Source organism: Pseudomonas sp. B14(2022) (assembly GCF_012030485.1).
GTDB lineage: Bacteria > Pseudomonadota > Gammaproteobacteria > Pseudomonadales > Pseudomonadaceae > Aquipseudomonas.
This window is the reverse complement of sequence record NZ_JAAUVM010000040.1, coordinates 1-20640: the sequence shown is the minus strand read 5'-3', so window position 1 is coordinate 20640 and position 20640 is coordinate 1. Positions and strand designations below refer to the sequence as shown.

General features: G+C 62.4%; 17 protein-coding genes. 7 read left to right on the top strand and 10 right to left on the bottom strand.

Features of this window, described 5'->3' with window-relative positions; all coding sequences use genetic code 11:
* The first annotated feature begins 102 nt into the window (after window positions 1-102).
* Both HCF10_RS30515 and rimI read left to right on the top strand, forming a co-directional pair.
* The gene (locus tag HCF10_RS30515; protein ID WP_131700462.1) at window positions 103-846 is read left to right on the top strand and encodes an energy transducer TonB; all 744 of its coding nucleotides are present in this window, start codon (window positions 103-105) and stop codon (window positions 844-846) included.
* A complete protein-coding gene (rimI, locus tag HCF10_RS30510; protein ID WP_003188286.1) occupies window positions 839-1291 on the top strand; it encodes a ribosomal protein S18-alanine N-acetyltransferase in 453 nt (150 codons plus the stop codon). Before HCF10_RS30515 ends, rimI begins: the two co-directional genes overlap by 8 nt.
* A gap of 59 nt (window positions 1292-1350) precedes the next feature.
* Here rimI and HCF10_RS30505 read toward each other — a convergent pair whose 3' ends face one another.
* A complete protein-coding gene (locus tag HCF10_RS30505) occupies window positions 1351-1755 on the bottom strand; it encodes a serine kinase/phosphatase (RefSeq protein WP_131700454.1) in 405 nt (134 codons plus the stop codon).
* A 151-nt stretch (window positions 1756-1906) separates the two neighbouring features.
* Between HCF10_RS30505 and can the strand changes: the two genes are divergently transcribed.
* Window positions 1907-2551 carry a carbonate dehydratase gene (gene can / locus HCF10_RS30500; RefSeq protein ID WP_003188288.1) on the top strand — a complete coding sequence of 215 codons (645 nt, stop codon included), beginning with the start codon at window positions 1907-1909 and terminating at the stop codon, window positions 2549-2551.
* On the opposite strand, the gene HCF10_RS30495 is transcribed toward can, so the two are convergent.
* From HCF10_RS30495 to HCF10_RS30475, 5 genes are all read right to left on the bottom strand, one after another.
* On the bottom strand, window positions 2548-3060 hold the full coding sequence (locus HCF10_RS30495) for an SET domain-containing protein-lysine N-methyltransferase (protein WP_131700453.1): 513 nt from the start codon (window positions 3058-3060) through the stop codon (window positions 2548-2550). The genes can and HCF10_RS30495 overlap by 4 nt on opposite strands.
* Before the next feature lie 145 nt (window positions 3061-3205).
* Window positions 3206-4375, bottom strand: coding sequence for a hypothetical protein (locus tag HCF10_RS30490; protein ID WP_167657053.1), 1170 nt, complete (start codon window positions 4373-4375; stop codon window positions 3206-3208).
* Between the two features lie 121 nt (window positions 4376-4496).
* Complete coding sequence (locus HCF10_RS30485; RefSeq protein ID WP_167657052.1) at window positions 4497-6197, bottom strand: acid phosphatase; 1701 nt, start codon at window positions 6195-6197, stop codon at window positions 4497-4499.
* Window positions 6198-6284: 87 nt separating this feature from the next.
* The gene (locus tag HCF10_RS30480) at window positions 6285-6605 is read right to left on the bottom strand and encodes a hypothetical protein (protein WP_167657051.1); all 321 of its coding nucleotides are present in this window, start codon (window positions 6603-6605) and stop codon (window positions 6285-6287) included.
* A 125-nt stretch (window positions 6606-6730) separates the two neighbouring features.
* Window positions 6731-8149, bottom strand: a complete 1419-nt coding sequence (locus HCF10_RS30475; protein WP_090409727.1) for a short-chain fatty acid transporter — start codon at window positions 8147-8149, stop codon at window positions 6731-6733.
* Window positions 8150-8334: 185 nt separating this feature from the next.
* On the opposite strand from HCF10_RS30475, the gene HCF10_RS30470 reads away from it, so the two are divergent.
* On the top strand, window positions 8335-9624 hold the full coding sequence (locus HCF10_RS30470) for an MFS transporter (RefSeq protein ID WP_131700449.1): 1290 nt from the start codon (window positions 8335-8337) through the stop codon (window positions 9622-9624).
* 3 nt (window positions 9625-9627) lie between these two features.
* Here the strand turns inward: HCF10_RS30470 and HCF10_RS30465 are convergent, their stop codons facing one another.
* On the bottom strand, window positions 9628-10998 hold the full coding sequence (locus HCF10_RS30465) for a GntT/GntP/DsdX family permease (RefSeq protein ID WP_092489073.1): 1371 nt from the start codon (window positions 10996-10998) through the stop codon (window positions 9628-9630).
* Window positions 10999-11182: 184 nt separating this feature from the next.
* On the opposite strand from HCF10_RS30465, the gene HCF10_RS30460 reads away from it, so the two are divergent.
* Genes HCF10_RS30460 through HCF10_RS30450 form a run of 3 tightly spaced genes read left to right on the top strand, consistent with a single transcriptional unit; the run spans window position 11183 to window position 16693 of the window.
* Window positions 11183-12403, top strand: a complete 1221-nt coding sequence (locus HCF10_RS30460) for a TolC family protein (protein ID WP_131700448.1) — start codon at window positions 11183-11185, stop codon at window positions 12401-12403.
* An 18-nt stretch (window positions 12404-12421) separates the two neighbouring features.
* Window positions 12422-13528 (top strand): efflux RND transporter periplasmic adaptor subunit, encoded by a 1107-nt coding sequence (locus HCF10_RS30455; RefSeq protein ID WP_167657050.1) that lies wholly within the window; start codon window positions 12422-12424, stop codon window positions 13526-13528.
* A gap of 18 nt (window positions 13529-13546) precedes the next feature.
* Entirely contained in the window at window positions 13547-16693 is a 3147-nt protein-coding gene (locus HCF10_RS30450; RefSeq protein ID WP_167657049.1) for a CusA/CzcA family heavy metal efflux RND transporter, read from the top strand.
* Here the strand turns inward: HCF10_RS30450 and HCF10_RS30445 are convergent.
* The 3 genes from HCF10_RS30445 to HCF10_RS30435 form a co-directional block, all read right to left on the bottom strand.
* The gene (locus tag HCF10_RS30445) at window positions 16617-18053 is read right to left on the bottom strand and encodes a heavy metal sensor histidine kinase (protein ID WP_167657048.1); all 1437 of its coding nucleotides are present in this window, start codon (window positions 18051-18053) and stop codon (window positions 16617-16619) included. The two genes, HCF10_RS30450 and HCF10_RS30445, sit on opposite strands and share 77 nt — an antisense overlap.
* Window positions 18050-18724: a heavy metal response regulator transcription factor gene (locus tag HCF10_RS30440; RefSeq protein ID WP_131700444.1), complete on the bottom strand. Its 675-nt coding sequence runs from the start codon at window positions 18722-18724 to the stop codon at window positions 18050-18052. The genes HCF10_RS30445 and HCF10_RS30440 overlap by 4 nt, the downstream gene beginning before the upstream one ends.
* A gap of 338 nt (window positions 18725-19062) precedes the next feature.
* Window positions 19063-20382: an OprD family porin gene (locus tag HCF10_RS30435; protein ID WP_167657047.1), complete on the bottom strand. Its 1320-nt coding sequence runs from the start codon at window positions 20380-20382 to the stop codon at window positions 19063-19065.
* Window positions 20383-20640 lie beyond the last annotated feature (258 nt).

Genomic DNA, 20640 nt, shown 5'->3' with positions numbered 1-20640 from the left:
GGGCGATTGTTACCGAACAGCGGTAGAATCCCCGCTCTTTACTTATCCACAAGTGGCCGAGCTGTGCTTATCGAGTCCCGACGTCGCGCTTACTTGACCGCCATGCAGGTGGTCAACTGGCTGCCCCGCACCGAACTGCCGTTCGCCGCCCCGTCGCGGCCCGAGCTGTTAGAGGCGCTTGAGCCCTATGAGGCGTTCGAGACCTCGGGCGAGGAGGCCGCCGCCCCGGTGGTGGTGGCCAAGCCCGTGCCGCCAGCGCGGCCGGCGGTCGAGCGGGCCAAGATCGAAGTGCCCCGTCCCTCGCCCATGGCCAAGCCGGTGGTAGCCGAAGAGGCAGCCCCGGTGGTCAAGGCCCCGGTGGTGCCGCCACCGCGTTTCGCCCTGCAACTGCTGCGGGCCGGGCGCTGCCTGCTGCTGGTGGAATTGCCCACCGGCGAGCGCTTCCAGACCCGCGACCCCGCCTACATGCTGCTCAAGGACATGCTGCGCGCCGCCGGCCTGCCCGACAGCCCGCAAATCGTCGGCGACCCGGTCCGTTGGCCACTGCTGGTGCGCGGCACCATGGACCAGGGCCCGGAAGCGGCGCGGGATTTTGTGCAAGGCTTCGTCTCGGCGCGCCTGGAAGACGAACCCTGCGTGTGCCTGTGGCTGATCGGCCTGCCCGCCGTACGGTTTGCCGGCGAAGCGAACGCCGAAGCCTGGTACCGCGAACTGCAGGTCGAGGGCCTGGGCGCTGTATGGGCCCTGCCGGGCCTGGAATTATTAATGGAAGAGCCACAGCGTAAGGCTGATGTCTGGCAAGCCATGCGCCGGCTGATGGCGCGCTGGAAAACAACCGATGAGTGAGGCTTTATCCTTCCGCCCGATGACCGAGGCCGACCTCGACGCGGTGCTGAAAATCGAATACGCGGCGTTCAGCCACCCCTGGACTCGCGGGATCTTTCTCGACGGGCTGGGCAAGTACCAGATCTGGCTGATGTTCGAAGGCGAGCAGCAGGTAGGCCACGGCGTGGTGCAGATCATCCTCGATGAAGCGCATTTGCTGAACATCACGGTCAAGCCGGAGAATCAGGGCCGTGGCCTGGGGTTGGCGCTGCTGGAGCACCTGATGTCCCGTGCCTATGCCGCCAACGCGCGGGAATGCTTCCTGGAAGTGCGCGACAGTAATACCGGTGCGTTCCGTCTGTATGAACGCTATGGCTTCAACGAGATTGGCCGTCGTCGGGATTACTATCCGGCTGTCGGTGGTCGTGAAGATGCGGTGGTCATGGCTTGCACCCTGGTCGACTGAGCACACAAAACCCATGTGGGAGAGGGCTTGCTCCCTCCCACATTCAGCTGTGCGGTGTGTCAGCGGTTACCGTCTACCGGGTCGATATCAGCCAACTCGGCCTCATCCAGCCCATTCCCGCCGCCAATGTCATCTTCATCCACAATGCTCAGGTCAAAATCCGCCGGGTTGTCTTCACCCGCCTCCCGAGCATCCCGCGCACCATCTTCATGGATTAGCGTTTCCGGGCTCATATCATCATCGGTCGACTCATGATTATCGGTCGAAGCCCCGGTCATTCCTGCCTCGCGCACCCGTTCGTCGGGCATCAGGTGTTCACGCTCGCCACGCGGAATCTCATTGCCAATCTCCGCCGTCGGTTCTTCCTCGTCAAAATCCAGCTCGCGCATCGAGCCCATGCGATCTTCGTTGTCGTCAATCGGTTCGGGCTGTGTAGCGCCGTAGGGACGTCGTGATTCAGTCATGGCCAATCCTCATACTGTGGGGCTTATAGTGTGTGGACAGGCATGGCCCCCCAAGATTCAAGTAATTGCCCGCCGGCTATCTTTATGATCGGCGTGACCCGGACGGGCGGTCGTCTGTCAAAGCTGCGCATCATTCCTGAGGCTTTCCCTGATGAACGAACTACAAGACCTGCTTGATAACAACGAACGCTGGGCGGATGCGATCAAACAGGAAGATCCCGAATTCTTCGCCAAGCTCGCCCGCCAGCAGACCCCTGAATACCTGTGGATCGGTTGTTCCGACGCCCGGGTACCGGCCAACGAGATCGTCGGCATGCTGCCCGGTGACCTGTTCGTGCACCGCAACGTGGCCAACGTGGTGCTGCACACCGACCTCAATTGCCTGTCGGTGATCCAGTACGCCGTCGATGTACTCAAGGTCAAACATATCCTCGTCACTGGCCACTACGGCTGCGGCGGCGTGCGTGCCTCCATGCAGGACCGCCAGTTCGGCCTGATCGACGGTTGGCTGCGCACCATTCGCGACCTCTACTACGAAAACCGTGACGTGCTGGCCCAATTGCCGACCGAAGAGGAACGTGTGGACCGCATGTGTGAGCTGAACGTGATCCAGCAGGTGGCCAACGTCGGCCACACCAGCATTGTGCAAAACGCCTGGCACCGTGGGCAGAGCCTGTCGATCCACGGCTGCATCTACGGCATCAAGGACGGCCGTTGGAAGAGCTTGAACACCACCATCAGTGGTTTTGAGCAGTTGCCGCCGCAGTATCGCCTGCGTCCGCTGGGCGAAGCCTAAGGCCGTTTGCGGTCGCGCCAGCGGGTCATGAATGCCTGGCCCTCGGCGTTCAAAAGCTCTGTGCTGCCGGTGATCCACCCCCGGCAGTTCAGCTCGCCGCATTGGCAGGCGAACTGCCGGAACAAGGCGTCCTCGGTGCTGGCGTAATCCAGGGTCAGTGGGGCGCCGGCGGCTATGGGTTGCACGGTCCATAGCTCCAGGTAGGTGGTGTCGAAAAACACATTCGGGTTGCAGGAATGCCGCAGCAGGCCGCAGAACCAGCTGTCGTACAGGTGGATGCGGGCAGACAGCTGCAACGTACGTGTGCGTCGCTCGTTCACGGCGTAACCGGACACTCGGGCAATGCGCACGCGGCCGTCGAAACTCACGCGAGCCCTGACGCCGCCGTCGTCGCGCTCAACCTTAAAGTGCTTGGCCGAGGGATAGCCCTGTTCAACGAGCAGTGTCTTGAACGGGTACAAACAATCACCCACAGCGGTTTTAGCCGGGTCCATGGCTTGAGTTTTCATAACTCTCCTTGGTGAGGCTGCATCGACCTGCGGGTGGTGGCTGACTACCAGTCTTGCAGCGGATGTGCCCGGCTCAAGACTCGCTGAACATGGAGCCGATTTCTACTGTCAACTTTGACAGTAGAAATCGGTTTTTTTTGGCTGTCTACAGCACAGGCGCCGTGATGGTGGGGGCGGGCGCTGTGTTCTTCAGCTGTTTGAGCTGCGTTTTGATCGCGGGCGTGGCGCATTTGGCGTTCGCCTGTTCCGGGGTCAGGTTGCGCACCGAGGTGTAGAACAACTCACAGGTCTGCTCTTTGCGCGTGACCTGCCAGGTGTTCATGCAGGCCTTGAGCAGTACATTCGGATCGCTCGCCGGTTTCTGGCCCATTCCGGCCTGCCAGCAGGCGGCGCTCAAGTCCTGGCCCATCACTTTTAAACCCGCATCGTCGGCTTGCTGCTCGTTACCGTCATAGGTGTCCGGGCTGGCCGCGTACCAGATGTAGCTGGGGTGGTTGGCGCCCAGCACCGAGACGGTCTTGCCCGCGGCAGGGCTGATCTGCGCCAGGCCCAGCACACCCACGGTTTGCCCGTATTGTTGTTTGATCCAGCTGCGCACCGGCGCGCCGAACGCGACCATTGGCAGCGAGCCGTTGGGGTGCAGGCTCAGTTCGCTGACCATGCGGGTCTGGTAGTCGGTGAAGTAGCTATAGACGTTCTCCAGGTCCTTGCCCGCATTGGAAGGGGCGGCGATGGGCGCGATATCGATGATGGTCTGGTAGGCCGGGGTTTCGGTGGCCGGCACGCCGTTATCGGTAAGCAGGCTGGCCCAGCGGTCGGTGGTGGCCGACTCCAGGTAATCCTGGGCCTGGGTCAGCGAATAATCCGGCGGAAAATGCAGCAGCTCGATGCTCTTGCGGTTTTCCAGGGCCATGCCCAGTGGCAGGAACAGGTACCAGTTGTAAGCCCACTTGCCGTCGCTGTTGAGTTTGCTCGCGCCCTGGTAGGCCAGGTCAGCGGTATTGAGCAGTGCGGTCAGGGGCTGGCCGTAACTGTCGGGTACACCGCTGAAGGTCGCGGCGAGCTGCCCTTCATGGTTTTTGACGCTGACTTTGGCTCGGCTGTAGCCGTCGCGCTGCAGGCTTTGGTTGAGGTAGTGCTCGGCGGTCTGCTCCAGCGTCCACGGCCGAAAGCAGATCACATTGCAGTTATTGGGGTAAGCGAACAACTGGGTGACCCGTTGCGTGCTGCCCAGAGGGACTTCGATGTCGGCGTGTACGACCGCACTGGCCATCAGTGCGGCCACGGTGAAGGACAACCTGGTCGGTTTGAACATACTTGATTCCTTGTCAGCGAAAGCCCGTCTGCGCGGGATGAAAGCCCACCCCCTCACAGTAGCGGTTGACCAGGAAAACCGCGTGCTAAATCGCCAGGCATGTCGCTATTGGATAAGCGTCCTACACGCTGAACTGCAACGCGTTGCTCAAATCCCCCATGGGTTTCTGGCCGCGGGCAATCATGGCGTCATCGCGTTGCTTGAGCCCGTCCAGGGTCTCCAGCTGGAAGACCCGCGTTATCAAGCGCAGGATCGACGCGGTGTCGTACACCGTATGGTCCACGGTGCCTTTGCGCGCGAAGGGCGAGACCACCAGCGCCGGGACCCGCGTGCCTGGGCCCCAGCGGTCGCCTTTGGGTGGGGCGACGTGGTCCCACCAGCCGCCGTTTTCATCGACGGTCACCACGACCACCATGTTTTTCCACTGCGGGCTTTCCTGCAGCACCTTCAAGGCGCGGACGATATGGCGGTCGCCCGAGGCAATGTCAGCGTAACCCGCGTGCATGTTCAGGTTGCCCTGTGGCTTGTAGAAACTCACGGCCGGCAGCTTGCCGGCCTGGGCATCGGCGAAGAACTTGTTGGTGCTCGCCTCATCGCCCAAACCGCCATCGCGCAGGCGCTTGTCACGCTCCGCACGGTTCTCGGGGCCTTGCTGCTTGAAATAGTTGAACGGCTGGTGGTGGTACTGGAAGTTTGGAATCTTCGGAATGCCCCCCGAATCCTTGAACTGGTCCAGCGTTGCCTGCCATGCCCCGGCGTACCACGCCCAGTCGACGTTCTTTTTCGACAACTTGTCGCCGATATGTTCGTGGGTCTGCGGCACCAGCACGTTGGGCAGGTCGGCTTTTGCGTAGTCCGGGTTTTCCGGGTCACGAATCCAGGTCGGCCAGTAAGGCGGCGCCAGGGTGTTCACACCGTAGCCGTCCGGGGTCAGCGCGCTGGGGCCGAACTGCGGCGGGCCGGTCATGGCGCTGGCCGGGGATTTATCCAGCGGCTTGAGACGCGGGTCGGTGGGGTCATCGCTTTGCAGCGTGGCGATCTGCGCCTTGGCCACCGACTGCGCGGCATTCGGGTAAAACGGCGCGGTGGCGCTGATCAGGTATTGATGGTTGAGGAACGAGCCACCAAACGCTCCCTGGAAGAAGTTATCGCAGAGCACAAACTCCTTGGCCACGTCCCACAGGCGCAGGGAATAACGGCTCTGGGCGTAATGGCCCATGACCAGGCCACCGGAGTCGGCCCAGGCGACGAAACCGTCGTTCTTGCCGCCGTTGATCTGCATCTGGTTCTGGTAGAACACGTGCCACAAGTCGCGAGTGACGAGGCTCAAAGGCAGGTCTTCAGCGTTCGGGCCCTTGAGGGCGAACGGCGCGTTGGGCAGGTTTTCCTGGAATTGCACTTCGCTGGGGTAAGTCACCCCATCCACGCTTTGCGGGCCTACTTGCAGCACACCGCCCCAGGTCGGGGGCAGGGTGGTCAAGAGGCTGCCGTCGCGGTCGCGTTGCTGCGTGTCGGCGGCAGAAAGCGCCGACAGCGGTTTCTCAACGCCTGGGAAGTCCGCAAACAGGTTGTTGAAGCTGCGGTTCTCGGCATAGATCACCACCACGGTCTTCACCTGGTCGCGCAACGCCTTGTCCAGCTCCTGCGGCGTGAGCGGCCGCGGCACGGGCTTGCCGGGCGCCTCACTGCTATTGCCGCAGGCACTCAAGGTCGCGCCCACCCCCAACACCGCCGCGCCCCCCAGGAAGCGCCGACGGCCGGTGTCTACCGGCGGTTGGGCTATGGAATCGGGGGAAGGGCGGTCTTCGTGATCATCACTCATTGCGGGGAGTCCTTGCTGGCGAGATGTTGCAAGATATTTCGCAGGACGGTAGCAATGCAATGTGACGGAACGAAGACAGTCAGGTGATCACAGCAGACGCAGTGCCAATTGGCTGCCGGCGCGCAGGTACTCTACCTGAGCCGTCAAGGCATCCTTGACGATGGCCTCGCCGGTGTCGGTCAGGGTGGCTTTTTTCGCGTCGATAACGCTGGTCTGCAGTAGTTGCATCGCCACATCCATGGCCTTCTGGAAGGCCGTCACGTTGTTATGCAGGCCGAATTCCTTGATAACAGCGTCCATGCGGCGATCTGCGTCATCTCGCAGGGTCTTGTACTCGACGAACGATACGTTGTCGTCCTGGTAAATATCATCGAGCAACTGCTCCAGTGATTTGGATAAGGGGGTCATTCGGATTTTCCTTGGGCTATGTGAAAGGCGTCCAAGGTTAATCAAAGGGGCTGGCAGGAGGAGCCAGGGGGTGTCACCTTATTGAGTAGGACAACCCCGACGCACTTCATCAGAAACACCGTGCTCTACGGCATGACGGGCGGCAAATACTTCAACGTCGTCCCCAATGCCCACAGCAGGAACAACACCAGCGGCGTATGCACCAGCAACTGCACAAACGAAAACCCGATCAAATCCCGCGCCTTCAACCCTAAAACCCCCAGCAACGGCAGCATATAGAACGGGTTGATCAGGTTCGGCAGCGCTTCGGCGGCGTTGTAGATCTGCACCGCCCAGCCCAGGTGGTATTGCAGGTCATTGGCCACTTGCATCACATAAGGCGCTTCGATAATCCACTTGCCGCCGCCCGACGGAATAAAGAAACCCAGCACCGCCGAGTACACGCCCATCAGCAGGGCATACGTGTCGTGGGAGGCGATGGAGGTGAAGAAGGTCGAGATATGGTGCGCCAGGGTCTGGCCGTCGCCGCCCTTGACCACGGTCATCAGTGCCGCAATCGAGCCGTACAACGGGAACTGGATCAATACGCCGGTGGTGGTCGGCACTGCACGGGCCACCGCATCGAGGAAGCTGCGCGGGCGCCAGTGCAGCAGGGCGCCGACCATGATGAACAGGAAGTTGTAGGTGTTCAGCCCTGAAATCGCGCTGATCGCCGGCTTGGTCGAGAATTCATGGAACAACCAGCCCGCCGCCAGCAATGCCAGCAGAATGGTCAGCAACGGGCTGTGTTCCAGCCATTCGCCGGGGCGGGTCGGTGGTTGCAGCTTGGGCAGGTTGAAGGCCGGGTCGACGCCACAGGCCTTGGCGTCACGGGCGCTGTTGGGGCCGGGCGCGGTGGCGTAGGCGATGATCAGCGACACCACGATCAGCGCCAGCAACAGCACGCCGGATTGCCACAGGAAGATGGTGTCGGTAAACGGGATCACCCCGGTGATCGACAGGATCGACGGCGGCAAACTGGCCGGGTTGGCCTGCAATTGTGCGGCCGAAGACGACAGCCCCAATGCCCACACCGCCCCAAGGCCAAGGTAGGCCGCCGCACCCGCAGCACGGTAGTCCATGCGCAAATCCGTACGACGGGCCAGCGCACGCACCAGCAAACCGCCGAACACCAGGGACAGGCCCCAGTTGAGCAGCGACGCCACCATGGAAATCAACGCGACCCACGCCACGGCGGAGCGGCCGTTCTTCGGGATGCGTGCCAGGCGGTCGATCAGCTTGACCGCCGGCGGCGAGCTGGCGACCACGTAACCACCGATCACCACGAAGGCCATCTGCATGGTGAACGGGATCAGGCTCCAGAACCCGTCGCCAAAGGCCTTGGCGGCTTCGGTCGGCGCGGCGCCCATGCCCAGGGTCGCGACGGCGACGATGATCACGGCGAGGGCGGCGAACACCCAGGAGTCGGGGAACCAGCGCTCGGCAAAGTTCGAGCAGCGCAGGGCAAATCGGGCATAGCGGCTTTCTTCGATAGCATCGGCCACGAGTCTTTCCTCTTGTATTTATTATGGTGTCGGCAATTTTCCGGCATGTTCCGCTACGGCCATTGATATGGGAATGCAGTTATCTTCATCGATCCATGAGGAAAACAAATATATCTGCCGCGATTGCCATCAACCGGCTCAGCTCATAACCTGCACGCCATTTTGTTTGTCTGCCGAGCCTCCACATGACTGCCACCTCTGTTCCACAGGCGCAGCGTTTTTCCCGCTCCGACTACAAAACCCTGGGCCTGGCCGCCCTGGGCGGAGCCTTGGAAATCTACGACTTCATTATTTTCGTGTTCTTTGCGCTGACCCTCAGCCAACTGTTCTTCCCGCCAGAAATGCCCGAGTGGCTGCGCCTGCTGCAGAGCTTCGGCATCTTCGTCACCGGTTACCTGGCGCGCCCGCTGGGCGGCATCCTGATGGCGCACTTCGCCGATCACCTGGGGCGCAAGCGCGTGTTCAGCCTGAGCATCCTGATGATGGCATTGCCCTGCCTGCTGATCGGGATCATGCCCACCTACGCACAGATCGGCTACTTCGCACCACTGATCCTGCTGGTGCTGCGCGTGCTGCAAGGTGCAGCGGTGGGCGGTGAAGTGCCCAGCGCCTGGACCTTTGTCGCCGAACACGCACCGCGCAACCATCGTGGCTATGCCCTGGGCTTCCTGCAAGCGGGCCTGACCTTCGGCTACCTGCTCGGCGCCCTCACCGCCACGCTGCTGGCGCAGGTCTTCACCCCGGCCGAAATCCTCGACTACGCCTGGCGTTTTCCCTTCCTGCTCGGCGGTGTGTTCGGCGTGATCGGCGTGTGGCTGCGGCGCTGGCTCAGCGAAACCCCGGTATTTCTCGAAATGCAGGCCCGCCGCCAGGCCGCCGCCGAGATGCCGCTGCGCACCGTACTGCGTGACCATCGCGCCGTGCTGCTGCCGGCGATGATCCTCACCTGCGTGCTCACCTCCGCCGTGGTGGTGCTGGTGGTCATCACCCCGACCATGATGCAGAAAACCTTCGGCATGAGCCCCAGCCACACCTTTGCCTTGAGCGCCCTGGGCATCGTCTTCCTGAATATCGGCTGCGTCCTCGCCGGCCTGCTGGTGGACCGCATCGGTGCCTGGCGCGCGGTGCTGGTCTACAGCCTGCTGCTGCCAGTGGGTATTTTCCTGCTGTACGCCAGCCTGATCAGCGGCGGCATCTGGCTTGGTGCGGCGTACGCGGTAGCGGGCTTGAGTTGCGGGGTGGTCGGTGCGGTGCCGTCGGTGATGGTCGGCCTGTTTCCGGCGCAGGTGCGAGTGTCGGGCATTTCCTTCACCTACAACATCGCCTATGCGCTGTGGGCAAGTACTACGCCGCTGATGCTGATCGCGCTGATGCCGACCAGCCCGTGGATTTGCGTGGGGTATTGCGTGGTCATGGGCGCGGTGGGGGTGGCGAGTGTGGCGCTGTTTGGTAAGCGCCACACGTTGGCGGCCTGAAGGTCAGGTCAAGAAGTGCCACAGCACCAGCGTACCGACCAACCCGACGACCGAAACAATTGTCTGCAACACCGACCATACCCAAATCGTCTGCTTCAGCTGCAAGCCAAAGTACTCGCGCACCATCCAGAACCCCGCATCGTTGACGTGGCAGAAGAACACCGAGCCGGCGCCGATCGCCAGCGCCACCAGTGAGCTTTGCGTCGCCGCCAACCCGGCCATCATCGGCGCGAGGATGCCGGCGGTCGTGGTGGTGGCGACCGTGGCCGAGCCGGTGGCCTGGCGCAGCGCCACCGCGATCAACCAGGCCAGCAGCAGGTACGGCATGTGCGCGCCTTCGGCGACTTTGCTGATGGTCTGGCTGACGCCGGCGTCGAGCAGGGTTTGCTTGAGGCCGCCGCCGGCGCCGATGGTCAACAGCAACACGGCGATGGGCGCGAGGGCCTTGCGCAGGGTGTTGCCGACTTCGGCGCGCGGCATCCCGGCGGCCCAGCCCAGGCAGATCACGGCGGCGATCACCGCCAGGCCGAGGGCGATCAGTGGTTCGCCGAGGAATTTCAGAGTCAGGCCCACGCTGCTTTCCGCTGGCAGCGCGACTTTGGCCAAGGTACTGCCGAGCATCAGAATCACCGGCAACAGAATGATCAGCAATGACACGCCAAAGCTCGGCTGGCGCGGAGCCTTGGGCGGGGCGCTGAACAGCGCGCCGATGTCGGCCGGCTCATCCACATGCAGGCGCTTGGACAGCCAGTTGCCATAGAGCGGCCCGGCGAGGATCACCGCCGGCACCGCCAGGCAAAAGCCCAGCAACATGGTCAGGCCCAGGTCGGCGTGCAACGCGCCCACCGCAATCAGCGGCCCCGGGTGCGGTGGCATCAAGGCGTGCAAGGTGGTCATGCCCGCCAGCGCCGGGATGGCGATTTTCAACAGCGGCTGGTTCGAACGTTTGGCCATCACAAAGATGATTGGCACCATCATCACCAGGCCCACTTCGAAGAACAGCGGCAGGCCGATCACCATCGCCACCAGCGCCATCACCCATGGCAACGACTTGCCCTTGCCCAGCCCGAGCAGGGTGGTGGCGATGCGATCGGCCGCGCCGGATTCTGCCATCAGCGCACCCAGCATCGAGCCCAGCGCAATGATGATCCCGGCTTCACCGAGGATCGCCCCGGCGCCCTTGCTGAAGGCCTTGGCCACCTCTTCCGCTGGCAGCCCGGCGCCGACCCCGGCGATAAAGGTGCCGATCAGGATCGACAGGAATGGCGGCAACTTGGTCGCGCTGATCAGCACGATGATGCTGGCGATGGCCAGTAGTACGCAGAGCATGAGGCGGGTGTCGTGAACCATCCACGCGGCAGTCGATAACGCCAAGGCGGGACTCCTTATCGAACAGGTTGGGAAAATTGTTTCTTTTTGTTTCCTGCCCCAAAAGCATACCCGATAACGCCCGCCGCAGAGCCATTGCTGTCGGATTTGTAATCTTTGCTCCACCGCTCTGATAAGTCGCGAACGCTACATTGCCCCCGCTTGGACTTCTTGGGCGTGGAACTCTCGTATGGCAATTTCCGTTAAAAAACTCTTGGGCGCGACGCTGTTGTGGGGAGCTGCCAGCATTGCCCAGGCACAAACCCTCACCCTCGACGCCGCCCTGCAAACCGCCTTCGCCAACAACCCCGACCTGGCGGCTGCGCAATGGGACATCGAGATCGCCGAGGGCGGTCGCCAGCAGGCCGGGCTGATCCCCAATCCGGTGGCGTCCTGGGATGCCGAAGACACACGTCGCGATACGCGCACCACCACCCTCAAGCTAAGCCAAACCCTGGAGCTGGGTGGCAAGCGCGGTGCCCGCATTGACGTAGCGACGCGTGCCCAGGACGCCGCCGCACTGACCTTGGAACAGCGCCGCAATACGTTGCGCGCCGAAGTGATCGACGGCTACTACGGTGCCCTGCGCGCCCAGGAACGTCTCGACCTGGCCCAGCGCTCCCTGGCCTTGGCCGAGCGCGGGCTGGTGGTCGCCAACGGCCGCGTGACCGCCGGCAAATCCTCACCGGTGGAAGCCACACGGGCCCAGGTGCAACTGTCGGAGATCCGCCTCGAATTCAACCGCGCGCAAATGGGCCTCACCGACGCCTATCGCCGCCTGGCCGCCAGTACCGGCAGCGCGGCGACCGACTTCCACGCTGTCGCCACGCCAAGCCACTCCACACCGCCGTTGCCGTCCGCCACGCAACTGTTGGCGCGCCTTGAACAGACCGCCGAACTGCGTCTGGCCGAACTGCAGATCGTGCAGAACGAAGCCAGCGTGGGCCTGGAAAAAGCCCAGCGGATTCCCGACCTGGATGTGTCCATTGGCAGTCAGTACGACGCCAGTGTGCGCGAGCGGGTGAACCTGGTCGGCGTGTCGATGCCGATTCCGTTGTTTAACCGCAACCAGGGCAACGTACTTGCCGCCACGCGCCGTGCCGACCAGGCCCGCGACCTGCGCAACGCTGCCGAATTGCGCCTGCGTACCGAAACGCGCCAGGCCCTGGACCTGTGGCAAACCGCGAATACCGAAGTGCGCGCATTCAACCAGCAGATCCTGCCCGCCGCCCAAAGCGCGGTGGACAGCGCCACCCGCGGCTTCGAGATGGGCAAGTTCAACTTCCTCGACGTGCTCGACGCCCAACGCACCCTGATCGCGGCGCGCACCCAATACCTTGCGGCCACCGCCCAGGCCACCGATGCCTGGCTGCGCATCGAACGGATTTACGGCGACCTCGCCCGGTTTTGATTTTTTCTGGAGTGCCTTATGAACAAACGACACGGCGTGGCGCTTGCCGTCGCCTTGGGCCTGATGCTGTCCGGCGTTACCAACGCCGAGGAAGAAGAAGGCACGCTCGAGCTGACTGAACAGCAAATCCAGGCCGCCGGCATCGAACTCGCCGAGGCCCAACCCCGGTCGATCAGCACACTGCTGACGCTGCCGGGGGAGGTGCGTTTCGACGAAGACCGCACCTCGCATATCGTCCCGCGCGCGGCCGGCGTGGTGGAGTCGGTGAAGGTCAATCTTGGCCAGGCAGTGAAGAAGGGCGAGCTGCTCGCGGTGATCGCCAGCCAGCAGATTTCCGACCAGCGCAGTGAGCTGGCGGCCAGCGAGCGTCGGGTTGAACTGGCGCGTATTACCTTCCAGCGTGAACGCCAGTTGTGGCAGGACAAGATCTCCGCCGAGCAGGATTACCTGCTGGCGCGCCAAACCCTGCAAGAAGCCGAAATCGCCTTGAACAATGCCCGCCAAAAAATGACCGCACTTAGCGGCAACACCGTGCTGGTCGGCGGCAATCGTTACGAACTGCGTGCGCCGTTCGCAGGCGTGGTGGTGGAAAAACACCTCGGTGTCGGCGAGGTGGTGAGTGAGACCAGCAATGCCTTCACGCTTTCTGACCTGTCACAGGTGTGGGTCACCTTCGGCGTATTTCCCAAGGATTTAAACAAGGTCCGGCTCGGCAAACCGGTGAAGGTCAGCTCCACGGAAATGGGCACAGATGTGCAGGGCACCGTGGCCTATGTCGGCAATTTGCTCGGCGAGCAAACGCGCACCGCCACCGTGCGCGTGACGGTGCCCAACCCCGATGACGCCTGGCGTCCAGGGCTGTTTGTCACCGTGCAATTGGCCACGGACACCTACCAGGCCAAGGTCACCGTGCCGCAAGCGGCGATCCAGACCGTCGAGGAAAAACCGTCGGTATTCGTGCGCACGCCAGACGGTTTTATCACCCGCCATCTCGAACTGGGCGCCAGTGAGAACGGCTACGTCGAAGTGCGCCAGGGCCTGGAGGCCGGTGCCCAGGTGGCCACCACCGGCAGCTTCATCCTCAAGTCCGAATTGGGCAAGGGCTCGGCTGAGCACGCCCATTGATCCTGCGAGTGATTTCTCATGTTTGAGCGCCTTATCCAATTCGCCATCGAGCAGCGCATCATCGTGCTGCTGGCAGTGCTGTTGATGGCCGGTGTCGGCATCGCCAGCTATCAGAAACTGCCCATCGACGCGGTGCCCGACATCACCAATGTGCAGGTGCAGATCAACTCGGCGGCGGCCGGTTTTTCGCCGCTGGAAACCGAGCAGCGCATTACCTTTCCCATCGAAACCGCGATGGCCGGTTTGCCGGGGCTGCAGCAGACCCGTTCGTTGTCACGCTCCGGCTTGTCCCAGGTGACGGTTATCTTCAAGGACGGCACCGACCTGTTCTTCGCCCGCCAGTTGGTCAACGAGCGCCTGCAGGTGGCCCGCGAGCAATTGCCTACGGGGATCGAAACCGCGATGGGGCCGATTTCCACCGGCCTCGGGGAAATTTTCCTGTGGACCGTGGAGGCCGAGGAGGGCGCCCGCAAGGACGACGGCACGCCCTATACCCCGACCGACTTGCGAGTGATCCAGGACTGGATCATCAAGCCGCAGCTGCGCAACGTGCCCGGCGTAGCCGAGATCAACACCATCGGCGGCTTCGCCAAGGAATACCAGATCGCCCCGGACCCCAAGCGCCTGGCGGCCTACAACCTGACCTTGAACGATCTGGTCACGGCACTGGAGCGCAACAACGCCAACGTCGGCGCCGGGTACATCGAGCGCAGCGGCGAGCAATTGTTGATCCGCGCACCGGGGCAGGTGGCGTCCATCGACGACATCGCCAATATCGTCATCACCACGTCCGACGGCACGCCGATCCGCGTGCGCAATGTCGCCCAGGTCGAGATTGGCCGTGAGCTGCGTACCGGCGCCGCCACGGAAAACGGCCGCGAAGTGGTGCTGGGCACGGTGTTTATGTTGATCGGAGAAAACAGCCGCACCGTGTCCCAGGCGGTGGCTTCCAGACTCGAGCAAATCAACCTTTCGCTGCCCGACGGTGTGGTGGCGGTGACCGTCTACGACCGCACCAACCTCGTCGAAAAAGCCATTGCCACCGTGAAGAAAAATCTCTTCGAAGGTGCGCTGCTGGTGGTCGCGGTGCTGTTCCTGTTCCTCGGCAATATCCGCGCGGCGCTGATCACCGCGATGGTGATTCCCCTGGCAATGTTGTTCACCTTTACTGGCATGTTCACCAACAAAGTCAGCGCCAACCTGATGAGCCTCGGCGCGCTGGACTTCGGCATTATCGTCGACGGCGCAGTGGTGATCGTCGAGAACGCCATCCGCCGCCTGGCCCATGCGCAGCAGCGCCATGGTCGCTTGCTGACCCGCAGCGAGCGCCTGCACGAGGTGTTCGCGGCGGCCAAGGAAGCGCGGCGTGCGCTGATCTTCGGGCAACTGATCATCATGGTCGTGTACCTGCCGATCTTCGCCCTCACCGGCGTGGCCGGGAAGATGTTCCACCCCATGGCGTTTACCGTGGTGATCGCGCTGCTGGGGGCGATGATTTTGTCGGTGACCTTCGTACCGGCGGCGATTGCGCTGTTCGTCACCGGCAAGGTCAAGGAAGAAGAAAACCTGGTGATGCGTACCGCACGCCGGGCCTATGCGCCGGTGCTGGACTGGGTGATGACCCGCCGGCCGCTGGTGTTCGGTCTGGCCGTGCTGACCATCGTCACCTCGGGCGTGGTGGCCAGCCGCATGGGCAGTGAGTTTATCCCCAGCCTCAGTGAGGGCGACTTCGCCCAACAGGCCCTGCGCGTGCCCGGCACCAGCCTGACGCAATCGGTGCAGATGCAGCAGCAACTGGAAAAAACCTTGATGGCCCATGTGCCGGAAATCGAGCGGGTATTTGCACGTACCGGTACGGCGGAAATCGCCTCCGACCCGATGCCGCCGAATATTTCCGACAGCTACGTGATGCTCAAGCCGAAGGATCAATGGCCAGATCCGAGCAAGTCCCGCGAAGCCCTGATCGCCGATATCCAGCGCGCCAGTGCGATTGTGCCGGGCAGTGCGTACGAGTTGTCGCAACCGATCCAGCTGCGTTTCAACGAGCTGATTTCCGGGGTGCGCAGTGATGTGGCGGTGAAGGTATTTGGCGACGACATGGCGGTGCTCAACACCACCGCTGCAGACATTGCCGAGACCTTGCAAGGCCTCGAGGGGGCTTCGGAAGTGAAGGTCGAACAGACTTCCGGCCTGCCGGTGCTGACCATCAATATCGACCGTGACAAGGCCGCGCGCTTTGGCCTGAATGTCGGCGATGTGCAGGACACCATTGCCGTCGCCGTCGGTGGGCGCCAGGCCGGTACCCTGTATGAAGGTGACCGCCGCTTCGACATGGTCGTGCGCTTGTCCGACGCGCTACGTACTGACATCGACGGTTTGTCGCGGCTGCTGATTCCGGTGCCGGCGCTGGCGGGGAATGCGGCGGGGCAGTTGGGGTTTATTGCGTTGTCCCAGGTCGCCAGCCTGGACCTGGTGCTCGGCCCGAACCAGATCAGCCGCGAGAACGGCAAGCGCCTGGTGATCGTCAGTGCCAACGTGCGCGGGCGGGATATGGGGTCGTTCGTGGAGGAGGCCGAGGCGGCGATCACGGCGCAGGTGAAAGTCCCGGCAGGTTACTGGACCACATGGGGCGGCCAGTTCGAACAACTGAAGGAAGCCTCCGAGCGTTTGCAAATCGTGGTGCCGGTGGCCTTGCTGCTGGTGTTCGGGTTGTTGTTCATGATGTTCAACAACCTCAAGGACGGGCTGCTGGTGTTTACCGGGATTCCGTTCGCGTTGACCGGTGGGATCATGGCGCTGTGGCTGCGCGATATTCCGCTGTCGATCTCCGCAGGCGTTGGCTTTATCGCCTTGTCCGGCGTGGCGGTGCTCAACGGCCTGGTGATGATTGCCTTCATCCGCAACCTGCGCGAGGAAGGGCGCTCGCTGTCGGTGGCCATCCACGAGGGTGCGCTGACTCGCCTGCGCCCGGTATTGATGACCGCACTGGTGGCCTCCCTGGGGTTTATCCCCATGGCCCTGGCCACCGGCACCGGCGCCGAAGTGCAGCGTCCGTTGGCGACGGTGGTGATCGGCGGGATCATTTCTTCTACGTTGCTGACCTTGCTGGTGCTGCCGGCGCTGTACCAGTGGGCGCATCGCAAGGAAGAGGAAATACCAGGCTGAACCGTGTAAACCGGCCTGGCTGGCTGCTGACGTCGGCGTGCCCCTGATGCAGGTGCATGATCGACTGCACAATGGCCAGCCCCAGCCCGGTGCCACCTTCGGCGCGGGTACGGCTGCTGTCGGCGCGGTAGAAACGTTCGAACAGATGCGGCAGGTGGTGCGCTTCGATGCCACGCCCGGGGTTGCCCACCGACAACGACACGCTCTGGTCGTAGGTCTCCACCAGCAGCAGCACGCTGGAGCCTTCGGACGTGTGGCGAATGGCATTGGACAGCAGGTTGGAAATGGCCCGCTGGATCATCAGGCGATCACCTGTCACCCAGGCGTCGCCGCGCAGGTTGAGGGTCACGTGTTTGTCTTCGGCGCTCAGGGCGAACAGCTCCATCACCCGTTGTGCTTCCGCGCCCAGCGACACCGTGCCGAACCCGGCTCGCGCCGCCGGATGGCTGACTTGAGCGAGAAACAGCATGTCGGAGACCATGCGCGACAGGCGCTCCATTTCCTCGGTGCAGGATTCCAGTCCGGCCTTGTATTCCTCACTGGGCCGTTCACGGGACAGGGTCACCTGGGCCTTGCCCATCAGGTTGGTCAGCGGTGCACGCAGTTCGTGAGCGAGGTCGTCGGAGAACTGCGACAACTGCTGCACGCCGGCGTCCAGGCGATGCAGCATGACGTTGATGCTTTGCGCCAACTCGCCCAGCTCCTTGGGCAGGTTGTCGATGGATAAGCGGTGGGTCAGGTCCTGGGTCGTCACTTGGGCGGCGATATGGCTGAACTGCTTCAAGGGCGCCAACCCGCGTTGCACCAGCCCCCAGGCGCCCATGCCGATAAGAATCAGCAGCATCGGCAGGGCGATGAGGGTGGCGCGCAGGTAGGCACTGAGCAGCGCCTGGTCATCCCTGCGGTCCAGCGACAGCAACACGCGCACGCGCTCGCCGCTGGCCAGGCGCATCAGGCTGGAGGCACTGAGTACCTGGTTGCCGTCTTGGTCTTCCCAGTTGAGGTAGCCGAGGGTTTCCCGGGGGGAAAAGTCGGTCAGTAACGGTTCCTGGGGTTTGGCGCCGACACTGAGCAGCACGGCGTTATCGGGCGCGGTGCCGACGATGGTCAGGTAGAAATTGTCATGGCCCATCACCAGGTCCAGCAACGAGTGGGGGCGGGCTTTGATTCCGTGGGTGTCCAGGCCCATCGCCAGGCTGTGCTGGATCTGTTCCATCTTGCTTTCCAGGCCCTTGCGCGCGAGCTTTTCCAGCTCATGGGTCAAGGCCAGGTAGGCCAGGGTCGCCAGCAGTACGACCAGCCCCGCGCCCATGAGGCTGACCGTCAGCCCCAGGCGCATCGACAGGCTGCTGGTCCTCATTGGCGCGCCTCCAGCACATAACCCACGCCGCGAATGGTATGGATCAGCTTGACCTCGCTCTGGTCGTCGACCTTGCCGCGCAGGCGGCTGATGGAGACCTCGACCACGTTGGTGTCGCAGTCGAAGTTCATGTCCCACACCAGGGAGATGATCTGCGTGCGGGTCATCACCTCGCCGGCCTGGCGCATCAACACATGCAGCAGGGCGAATTCCTTGGTGGTCAGGTCGATGCGCCGGTCGCCGCGATAGGCGCGATGACGACGCGGGTCCAACTCCAGGTCCGCGACACGCAGCACATCCGGCAGCGGGATATGTTCGCTGCGGCGCAGCAAGGTGCGCACACGGGCCAGCAGTTCGGGGAACTCGAAGGGTTTGACCAGGTAATCGTCGGCGCCCATGTCCAGGCCCTTGATCTTGTCGGCCAGGCGGCCGCGCGCGGTCAGCATCATCACGCGCTGGTTGCCGTCACGGCGCAGTTGCTCGAGTACCTCCCAGCCGTCGGTGTTGGGCAGGTTGACGTCGAGGATCACCAGTTCGTAGGTGTGCTGCCTGGCCAGGTGCAGGCCGTCGATGCCGCTGGCGGCGCAATCGACGACGTAGCCACTTTCGGTCAGGCCTTGCTGCAAGTAGTCGGCGGTTTTCTGCTCGTCCTCAACCACAAGGATACGCATGGGGATTTACCTTCAAGGAAAACGAAAGGAGATGGCCTCATAGAGGCTGAATAGGCTGTAGGAAAACTCTGGAGCCTGAAGTAGCTTTAAGGTCAAGCCGCGTCAGGCCGGTGCGACGATTCGTCACTGACCTGGCACACAAAAAAAACGCCCCGGCTGGGGCGTATAAAATTCATCTCTGTTCCAAAGGAGCTACACAAAAGCTGCAGAGATGAGATGTGTTCGATGCGCAGTATAAAAAGTGCAACTTAACGAGAAGGTGAGGCCGATATTACAGTTCTGACAGACTTCAACCTGTGAAGAGATGTAGGGCATCGGCAAGTGAATGTAAGCGCGTCTTAAAGAATCGCCAGTGGGTATTCGACAATGACGCGGACTTCTTCAAGGTCGGATTCAAATGAACTTGAGCGCACGGTGGCCTGGCGCAGTCGCAGCGATAAATCCTTCAAGTTGCCGCTTTGCACCACGTACTTGGCTTCGATATCCCGCTCCCAGCGGCGTTGGTCGGTGAGCGGATCGCCGGCGGCATCGCGGCGCATATACACCGCGTTGGCGTTGCTGTAGTCGGCGCCGGAGCCCTTGCCGTAGCGGGCCATGAACGACAGGCCGGGAATGCCGAATGGCTGCATGTCCAGGTCGTAGCGCAGCATCCACGAGCGCTCCTTGGGCGAGTTGAAGTCGCTGTACTGGATCGAGTTGTTGAGGAAGATCGAGTCCGACTGGCGCAGGTAATCGAAGTCGTCATCGCCGTTGTTGCGCTGGTGCGAAACGGCCAGGCTGTGGGCGCCCACCTTCACGCCGAGCCGGGCGCTCCAGATGCTGTTATCGAATTCACCCAGCAACTTTTTACCTTCGTCCACAGCCTTGTAGTAGTTGACGTCGCCGAACAGCGAGACGTCTTCGTTCAGCGGGTAACTGGCGGCGCTGCCGACGTAGTACTGGTCCCAGGCGTCCTTCAGGCGGCTGCTGTACAGGCTCAGGCTCAGGTGTTTGTTTACGGTGTAGTCGCCGCCGAAGTAGCCGATCCAAGGTGAATCGACCGGGCCGGCGTAAAACGTTGCGAACCCTTTGTTCATGCCGCTTTCGTTGGGTTGGCTCATGCCGCTCAAGCGCCCGCCCTGCAAGGTCAGGCCTTCCAGGCTGGTGTTCTGCAGGGTCACGCCACGGAAGCTTTCCGGCAACACCCGCGAATCGCCGTAGGCCACCACGGGGGTCAGCGGGAACACGTCGCCGGCCTTGATCACCGTGTCCAATACCCGCAGTTTCGCCGCGCCGCCGACTTTGCTGTAGTTGTCTTCGGGATGGTTGTTGCTGTCCACCGGCAGCACGCCGAACGAGCCCTTGCCGCCGCTGCGGCCGGTGCCCGAGTCGAGCTTCACGCCGACCATGGCGAAGGCGTCCAGGCCAAACCCCACGGTGCCCTGGGTAAAGCCGGATTCGAATTTACCGATCAGTCCCTGGGCCCAGGCTTCGGAATAGCCATTCCCGGTGGGGCTGGATTGGCCCTTGCGGTCATCGCGGTTGAAGTAAAAGTTGCGCGCCAGCACGTTCACGCTGCTGCCTTCGATAAACCCTTCAGGTTTGTCTTCCGCGGCCACGGCTGCCAGGGGCAATGTGGCGATCAGTGAAAGGGGAAGGGTGTAATAACGGATCCGCATGTTTCGCTCCTCGGTATTGGCAGTTATCAGCTTCTTATGGAGGCGGGCGTTCTTATTGATCTGGCCCGGGCTGATAGTTGCAAACCGTGGATAACGATTGGGTGGCGTGAACATTACAATTCTGGAAGCTCGCTGAACTGGCCTAATGATTTTGGACACTTCAATCGGGCGCTATGATAGCGCCCAAATCTGAGGTGTTTGGATATGCGTAAATCTTATTCGAGTGAGTTCAAGCTCAAGGCTGCCAGCATGGTGTTG